Source organism: Deltaproteobacteria bacterium (assembly GCA_029210625.1).
Classification (GTDB): Bacteria; Myxococcota; Myxococcia; order SLRQ01; family SLRQ01; genus JARGFU01.
This window is the reverse complement of sequence record JARGFU010000035.1, coordinates 36,710-43,540: the sequence shown is the minus strand read 5'-3', so window position 1 is coordinate 43,540 and position 6,831 is coordinate 36,710. Positions and strand designations below refer to the sequence as shown.

Below are 6,831 nucleotides of genomic sequence, written 5' to 3'. Positions count from 1 at the left end.
CAAACGGCCCGCCTGTGTGCATAAGAAAACTGTCTACGAAACCGGATCAAGTCCACATCGCCTCTGAGTCCGTGATCTGCAATCCATGGATATGCGCGACTTTCACGGCAGCAACCCCCTGGATCGGCGTCAGCACGAAGATGTCCGCAAACGGAATCGGCTGCACGGCGACTCCGGCGCAGACCCCACAGGTCAAATGCTGGATCCTGCTGATCTTCTCATCCTTGGTCATCCCGGGGGCATTCTCAATGTCGTACAGCTTTTCGACCAACTCCTTTTTTAGCCTGTCCACAAACGACACACCGGTCCTCCTTGCATTCCCCGGCCTGACGGCCGCGAACCGCTCCCGCGCCCTTGCCGCTCCCCTGTGTGCGACCAGATTTCCGCCCTGATCCGCACAGACGAACCCCAGCTGCGACTTGATGGAAACGAACCCATCTTCCTCCTTGACCACCTCAAACTTCTCCCAGTCACCCACGACCTCGCGGTCCCCAATCAGTCCCCCATCCTCCTCGCATGCGACATATTTGCGGTCGAAGGTCTGGATCGCGGTGGTTCCATCCGAAAGCGGCTCCAGGATGAACCGCTCCCACTCATCCGGTTCCGCCCTGTCAGCGACGATTCGCCGCTTCTGGTTGAGATCACAGCGCCAATACCGCCCGCGGGCGGTCACGAGATACACAGGACCCTGTAGGAGCATGCACACTCGACTACCACAGGAAGCGGTACATTTCAGCCTGGAGGAGAACCCATGACCGCTCCTGACAGACGAGGCTGTGCGGGCGTCTTTCAGCGGCTCATTCTGAGTGAAGCTGCCTGTTCACGCGGTCTGATGAAGAAGCTGCGATGGTCCAGGTGGGCAGCAAACATCGCAGGAGATGTCGGCGGTATGACGGCAGGAGAAGAAGTCGGGATGATCACTGCCGGTCAACTGCTGGCCGGTTGGACTTCCCGTGGTCCGAAAAGCCTGGGGCAGGTCAGTCGGGCCCTGCTCCAACGTCCGAATAGATCTCCAGGCCGCTTGCGCGGCCGCCGGCGTCCCCCGGGTCTCCCCCAACGACCTGCGCAGGACCTGCGCCTCCTGGATGGTCCAGGGCGGCGTCAGCAACCCCAAGGTCGCCGCCTGGCTCGGCCACACCAGCACCCAGATGGTGGACAAGGTCTACGGACACCTCGACCTCGAGTCGCTGCGGGAGGCGGCGGGGGCGGTGCCGAAGGTGGCGGGGGCGCGGAAGCTCAGGAGCGTGTCCTAGGGCAGACCAGATGACCTTCCATGTCAGGGGTTACCTTGGCTATGCCGCCGCCAACTTGCCCGCCTGGTAGAGCCACGCCGGCATCGGCCTCTCTAGTTTCCAGGTGATGCGCATGGGCCGTTCCGACTCATGGGTCACGTAGTTGGCGTATCCGAGGCAGGTGTAGGGCATGGTCTCTCCGCGGTCGTCCTTCTTCCGCTGACGGACGAAGAGGACAATGCGGGTGCCGCAATACCGGTGCTCGATGTACCGCTTTCCGACATTTGAAGACGGCGTCGTGGAGTTCTGGGTTTCCCAGTGGAACAACTCTGGCGAGATCGGGTAGTCGGCATACCGCGTCGTCGGCGAGTAGTCCGATTCAGACTTGTCCAACGTGATGAACAGCAGCCCAGTCTTGTCCTCGTCGGCCCAGACAATCCCTTCTCGGGTTTCTCGCAGGGCGCCTGACTCCGGCCCAACCAGCCCATAGGCGGCAATGGCCTCGTAGAGGGAGTAGCTGGCGTGGCTGCACAGGGGCACTCGGCCCTTCGGGTCCAGGGGTTGGGCGTCTACCCGCGATGCGTCAGCAAGAATCTCGAACAGATCTACGAACTCACGCTTGAGCTGTGGGGTGCTCCAGAGCTCCTGAAATGTGGCGACCATCTCTACGATCGGGCGCTTTCGGTGGCCGAGAGTCGCGTAGAGCATCGCCAAGAGACGGCCCTGACGCGTGTTCAAGGGCTTCACTGACAGCGGCTTCTTGTTCGCCAACCATGACAGCCAGGCATTCAAGCGAACGGGATCGTCGATGTGGAGTGCACGACCGGCGTATCGCTCTAGGGCCTTTTCTTGGTCGGACTTCTCCCTCGGAAGGTGACCGGCTCTTCTGTGAAGGTCGGTGAAGCAGTGATTGGATGAAGGTCGAGTGTACACATCTTGGAGATCCTTCTCGGATCGCCGCAGGAACTCTCGCAGACCAGAATCGGGCCCCAGTGCCTTCAAATCGTCGACGAGTTGCGCCCGCAGGTTCTGTATTGCGGATCTCAGGTTCTCCAGAATCGCATCCTGCGCCTCCCTCTCGAGCTGAATCGCACACCCTGGCGGCAGCAGTGGAAACCCGGCCTCCACAGCCTTGGCCACTTCTCGTCGGGTTCCACCCACCAAGGCACGGAAGCGCAGGTCGAAGCGAAAGTCGCTGTGCGCGTGACCGACGAAATCGAGCACGGTCAGGACGCTCTTGTTGCGGGCCCACCGAAGGCCCCGGCCGAGCTGCTGGAGGAAGACCGTGGCGCTTTCGGTGGGTCTCAACATCAACACCGTATCGACCTCGGGGATGTCGACGCCTTCGTTGAAGAGATCGACAGTGAAAATGCACCGCAGCGCGCCGGAGCGAAGCTTCTGGATTGCGCTCACTCTCTCTTGTTTGGAAGAGCCACCGTGAAGTGCGACTGAAGGCAGCCCCGCCTTCCTGAAACGCTCAGCCATGAACTTCGCGTTCTCAACCCCGACGCAGAATCCAAGGGCACGCATCTGGCCTGTGTTTGCAGTGTATCGATCGACTGCTTGAAGGATGCGTTTCAGGCGGATGTCGTCCCCGGTGTAGATGTCCTCTAGCTCGCCCTGGCTATAGCGCCCCTGGCTGAAGGTGACGCCCGACAAGTCCGTGCCATCTGCAACTCCGAAGTAGTGGAACGGGCATAGGAGGCCCTCATCGAGGGCATTCCACAGCCTCGACTCGCTCGCGATGCGGTTGTCGAACCACTCGAGGATCGACTTCCCGTCCATGCGTTCGGGAGTAGCGGTCAGTCCCAGTAGAACGCTCGGTTCCAAGTGCTCCAGCAGCTCCCTGTAGGTCTTCGCCGCCGCGTGATGGAACTCGTCCACGATGACCACGTCAAACTCATCAGCCCGCAGATCCTCTAGCTGGTTCTTCAACGACTGAATCGAGGCAAACACGTGGCGACCATCTGCCGGTCGCTGTCCTCCGACCAGCTGGCCGCCGAACTGGCCATCCGCAAGGACGACCCGGAAGACCTGCTGGCTTTGCCGCAGGATCTCCTCTCGGTGAGCCACGAAGAGGAGCTTCTCGTAGCCTTGTTCCCGAAGTCGGGCGTAGTCGAATGCCGCGATCCAGGTCTTGCCGGTGCCAGTGGCTGCCACGACGAGATTCCGATGATGGCCTCGCGAACGTTCGGCCTGGAGGGCTTCGAGAACCTCGGCCTGGTGGGGCTTCGGCGCGACGTCGATCGACAATGACGCCAGGAGATCGAATGGAGCCCAGCCGTCCCCCCTGGGTGCCCTCTCTTTCTCAAGTGCAGACGCCAGCCGCTCCCCATCCCTATCCGGCGCGTAGGGGGCAAACTCTTCTGACTCCCAGTACTGGTCAAACGTGGCTCGGAAACGCTCGAGGAGTGGCTCGTTGTCGGCGGCCGTGAGCCGCACGTTCCACTCCAGACCATCGACTAGCGCAGAATGCGTCAGGTTTGATGAACCGATGTACGCGGTCGAAAGGCCCGTATGCCGTTCGAAGAGCCACGCTTTCGCATGGAGACGAGTCTGGGCGGTCTCGTACGAGACTTTGACCTTGGCGCCGAGCTCATGGAGCGCGTCTAGCGCTTTCTTCTCGGTGGAGCCGGTATAGACGCTCGTGATGACCCTCAGGTCACCTCCCCGCTTCACGAAAGCACGCAGCTGGGGCAGCACCAAGCGGAGGCCCGCGAACCTCACAAATGCGCAGAGCAAGTCGATCCGATCGGCACTCTCGGCCTCTCGCGCTACCTCGTGTCCGATCTGGTAGTCGTGGTGGCCGTTCACCATCAGGCCGCTGCTACGGAGCGATAGGCTGGGCCTTGGAGTGCAACCGAGTGTTGCGAGAGCCTCCTTTGGCTTCGGTCGAGCCTCTCGCAGGATCTCTGGTACTTTTTCGACCCGATCCCCCGATGTGACGACTGGACGCTTGTGCTTCTCGAGAACCGCGAGCAGACGATTCGTCAGCTTCACCTGATCTCGAAGTACGTCGGCAGACTTCCCCTTCTTGTCGCGCAGAACCCGAAGCGCGTGATGGTAGATGTGCTGCGCGAGCAGCTCGGCCCTCAACTCGGGCTCGCATCGAGCGTCCTCGATTAGCCAGCCCTGCTCTCGAGCCTCTGTGACCTTGGAAGCCAGGTCGGTCGTGATCAGATCTTCGTAGAGTCCCGGGATGAGTTTCGTAGGCATCGTGCCTCGAGCTCTAGGCGATTCCTCCGCGGTGGACCAGGGCTTTGTGGTGGTATGGTCGCTCCGGAACCATGAAGGCCTTCATCGGCATCACCGACGGCGACTGGTATCGCCACCTCGCGGCCAAGCCAGACCTCGATGAGGCGAACTTCTGGAAGCCGGGGGGCAAGACGACCTTCAAGGCAGTCGAGCCTGGAGGGCTATTCCTCTTCAAGCTGCATGCGCCCCACCACTACATCGTGGGTGGCGGACACTTTGCGCATTTCTCGATCGTGCCGCTCTACCTGGCCTGGGAGGCCTTCGGCGAGGCCAACGGCGCCGTGACCCGCGCTGAGATGCACGCACGGATTGCGAAGTACAGGCGTGATGATCCGGGCCCGAACCCGGATATCGGCTGCATCCTGCTGACCCAGACCTTCTTCCTGCCAGAGAACCAGTGGATCCCAGCCCCTGCGGACTGGCCGCGGAACACGGTCCAGGGGAAGACCTACAACCTCACGGTCGGCGAAGGCGCTCGACTCCATGAACAGCTGCAGCTGGCGAGGCGCGACGGCGCCTTGCTGGCGACGGAGGCACCCGACCAGCACCCCGGATGGGGTCCAGAGCGACTGGTGCGACAGAGGCTGGGTCAGCGGAGCTTTCGCATCCTGGTCACCGACACTTACGGGCGCCGCTGCGCGGTCACCGGAGAGCGCACCCTGCCCGCCCTGGAAGCGGCCCACATCAAGGAATTCGCCTCGGGAGGTCCCCATGCCGCTGACAACGGCCTGCTCCTGCGCCGGGACCTCCACGCCCTCTACGACTCCGGCTACCTGACCTTCACCCCGGACCACCACATCGAGGTCAGCGGCAAGATCCGCGAGGAGTTCGAGAACGGACGCGACTACTACGCCAAGCATGGCGAGCTGCTACGGCTGCCTGACCGCCCGGACCTGCGGCCCAACCCTGAGTACCTCCGGTGGCACAATGACCACCGGTACCTGGGCTGATTGGCGCTGAGGCCAGCCGCGGCCGGGCTCAAGGCCCCAGCAACGCCGCCGGCACGACGGCAATTCCGTCCTCTCGCCGGTAGGCCTCTCGGCCGGTCGTGATGACCACGGCATCGAGGAGCTCGCCGCCGATGCGATCGGCGAGCCAGTGCAGATGCCTGAGGTCCTCGTCGCGGACCGTCGCCGCCAGCTTCACCTCGAGGGCCAGCACCCGGCCGTCGCCCCGCTCGACGATCAGATCGACCTCCCGCTCGCCGGCGCGGGTGCGGAGGTGATACACCCGGGCCTTGGCGGCCTGGGCGTAGACCCGCACCGAGAGGGTGACCAGCGATTCGAAGAGCGCCCCGAGCAGGGTGCCATCCCGCGGCATCGCCGGTCCGGCGCTCGCCCCCTCGATGAGCGCGTCGACGTCGACCCCCAGGAGGCGAGCGGCCAGGGCCGGGTCGGCCAGCTGGTGCACCGGCGACGAGGCGAGCCGGCGCAGGCGGCTGCGGACCGGCGTCCAGGCCGGGACCTCCTCGATCATCCAGAGGTGCTCGAGGGTCGCCCGGAAGGGCAGCGTCGTGGTCTTCGCGGGCCGGTCGCCGGTGCCGGCCGAGGCCGCATCCCGGATCGTCTCGAAGGTGGCCGTGGTCGAGCTCGCCGCGGCATAGGCGGTGAGCCACCGGCGCAGGCCCCCCCGCTCCCGGACCCGGTGCCCCGACTCGGCGAAGTCGCGCTCGACGATCCGATCGAGATAACCATCGAGCTGGGCGCGCAGCAGGCGGCCCGAGAGCTGACGGATCGCGGGGAAGCCCGAGCGCACGATCTCGTCCGCGTAGTCGGCAAGGGTGCGCTCGGTCGCTCCCTCCACCGGAGGTCGCGCCCGGCCCTTCAGGAGCCTCGCCAGGCTGACGGCCGGCGTCTCGGGCCACCGCTCGGCCAACGACATCGGCCGCATCCGGACCGTGACGATGCGACCGGCCCCCGAGTGGACCGGGGCCTCCCGCGGCGCCATCGAACCCGTGAGCAGGAAGCTCGCCGGTCCGCTGCCCGCATCGACGGCCCGCCGGACCAGATCCCAGGAGGTGGGCAGCCGCTGCCACTCGTCGATGAGCACCGGCGGCTCACCTCCCACCAGCCGGTCGGGGGCGGCCTGCGCGATCTGCAGCTGCTCGGGGTCGTCGAGCCGGTGGACCGTGCCCGCGCGACGCAGCGCGGTCTCGGTCTTCCCCACGGCCTTGGGGCCCTCCATCGAGATCGCCGGCAGGCCCGCCAGGAGGACGTCGAGCTCCCCGTCCACGATCCTGGATGAATACGCCATGGCCTGAAGCTGCCAGATGGACAGCCAATACAATACCCTTTGGACGCCCTGAAGACTGCCTTCTGGACGGCCGGGTGGAGAGTACCGCCGG

At 64.3% G+C, this 6,831-nt stretch carries 5 protein-coding genes; 2 read left to right on the top strand and 3 right to left on the bottom strand.

Going from position 1 to position 6,831, the window contains the following annotated elements; translation table 11 throughout:
• Nucleotides 1-46: 46 nt before the first annotated feature.
• Entirely contained in the window at nucleotides 47-700 is a 654-nt protein-coding gene (locus tag P1V51_22700; GenBank protein ID MDF1565863.1) for a hypothetical protein, read from the bottom strand.
• Nucleotides 701-953: 253 nt separating this feature from the next.
• Between P1V51_22700 and P1V51_22695 the strand changes: the two genes are divergently transcribed.
• Nucleotides 954-1,253, top strand: coding sequence for a tyrosine-type recombinase/integrase (locus P1V51_22695; GenBank protein MDF1565862.1), 300 nt, complete (start codon nucleotides 954-956; stop codon nucleotides 1,251-1,253).
• A 39-nt stretch (nucleotides 1,254-1,292) separates the two neighbouring features.
• Here P1V51_22695 and P1V51_22690 read toward each other — a convergent pair whose 3' ends face one another.
• Nucleotides 1,293-4,448, bottom strand: coding sequence for a DUF3427 domain-containing protein (locus P1V51_22690; protein MDF1565861.1), 3,156 nt, complete (start codon nucleotides 4,446-4,448; stop codon nucleotides 1,293-1,295).
• 71 nt (nucleotides 4,449-4,519) lie between these two features.
• Between P1V51_22690 and P1V51_22685 the strand changes: the two genes are divergently transcribed.
• On the top strand, nucleotides 4,520-5,437 hold the full coding sequence (locus P1V51_22685; GenBank protein MDF1565860.1) for an HNH endonuclease: 918 nt from the start codon (nucleotides 4,520-4,522) through the stop codon (nucleotides 5,435-5,437).
• Between the two features lie 28 nt (nucleotides 5,438-5,465).
• Here the strand turns inward: P1V51_22685 and P1V51_22680 are convergent, their stop codons facing one another.
• Entirely contained in the window at nucleotides 5,466-6,740 is a 1,275-nt protein-coding gene (locus tag P1V51_22680) for a DUF4143 domain-containing protein (protein ID MDF1565859.1), read from the bottom strand.
• Nucleotides 6,741-6,831: the final 91 nt, after the last annotated feature.

What these genes read in the sequence shown, in the direction of transcription:
- P1V51_22690 (MDF1565861.1), bottom strand. Translation starts at nt 4,448, where the DNA reads ATGCCTACGAAACTCATCCCGGGACTCTACGAAGATCTGATCACGACC.
- P1V51_22680 (MDF1565859.1), bottom strand. Translation starts at nt 6,740, where the DNA reads ATGGCGTATTCATCCAGGATCGTGGACGGGGAGCTCGACGTCCTCCTG.
- P1V51_22700 (MDF1565863.1), bottom strand. Translation starts at nt 700, where the DNA reads ATGCTCCTACAGGGTCCTGTGTATCTCGTGACCGCCCGCGGGCGGTAT.
- P1V51_22685 (MDF1565860.1), top strand. Translation starts at nt 4,520, where the DNA reads ATGAAGGCCTTCATCGGCATCACCGACGGCGACTGGTATCGCCACCTC.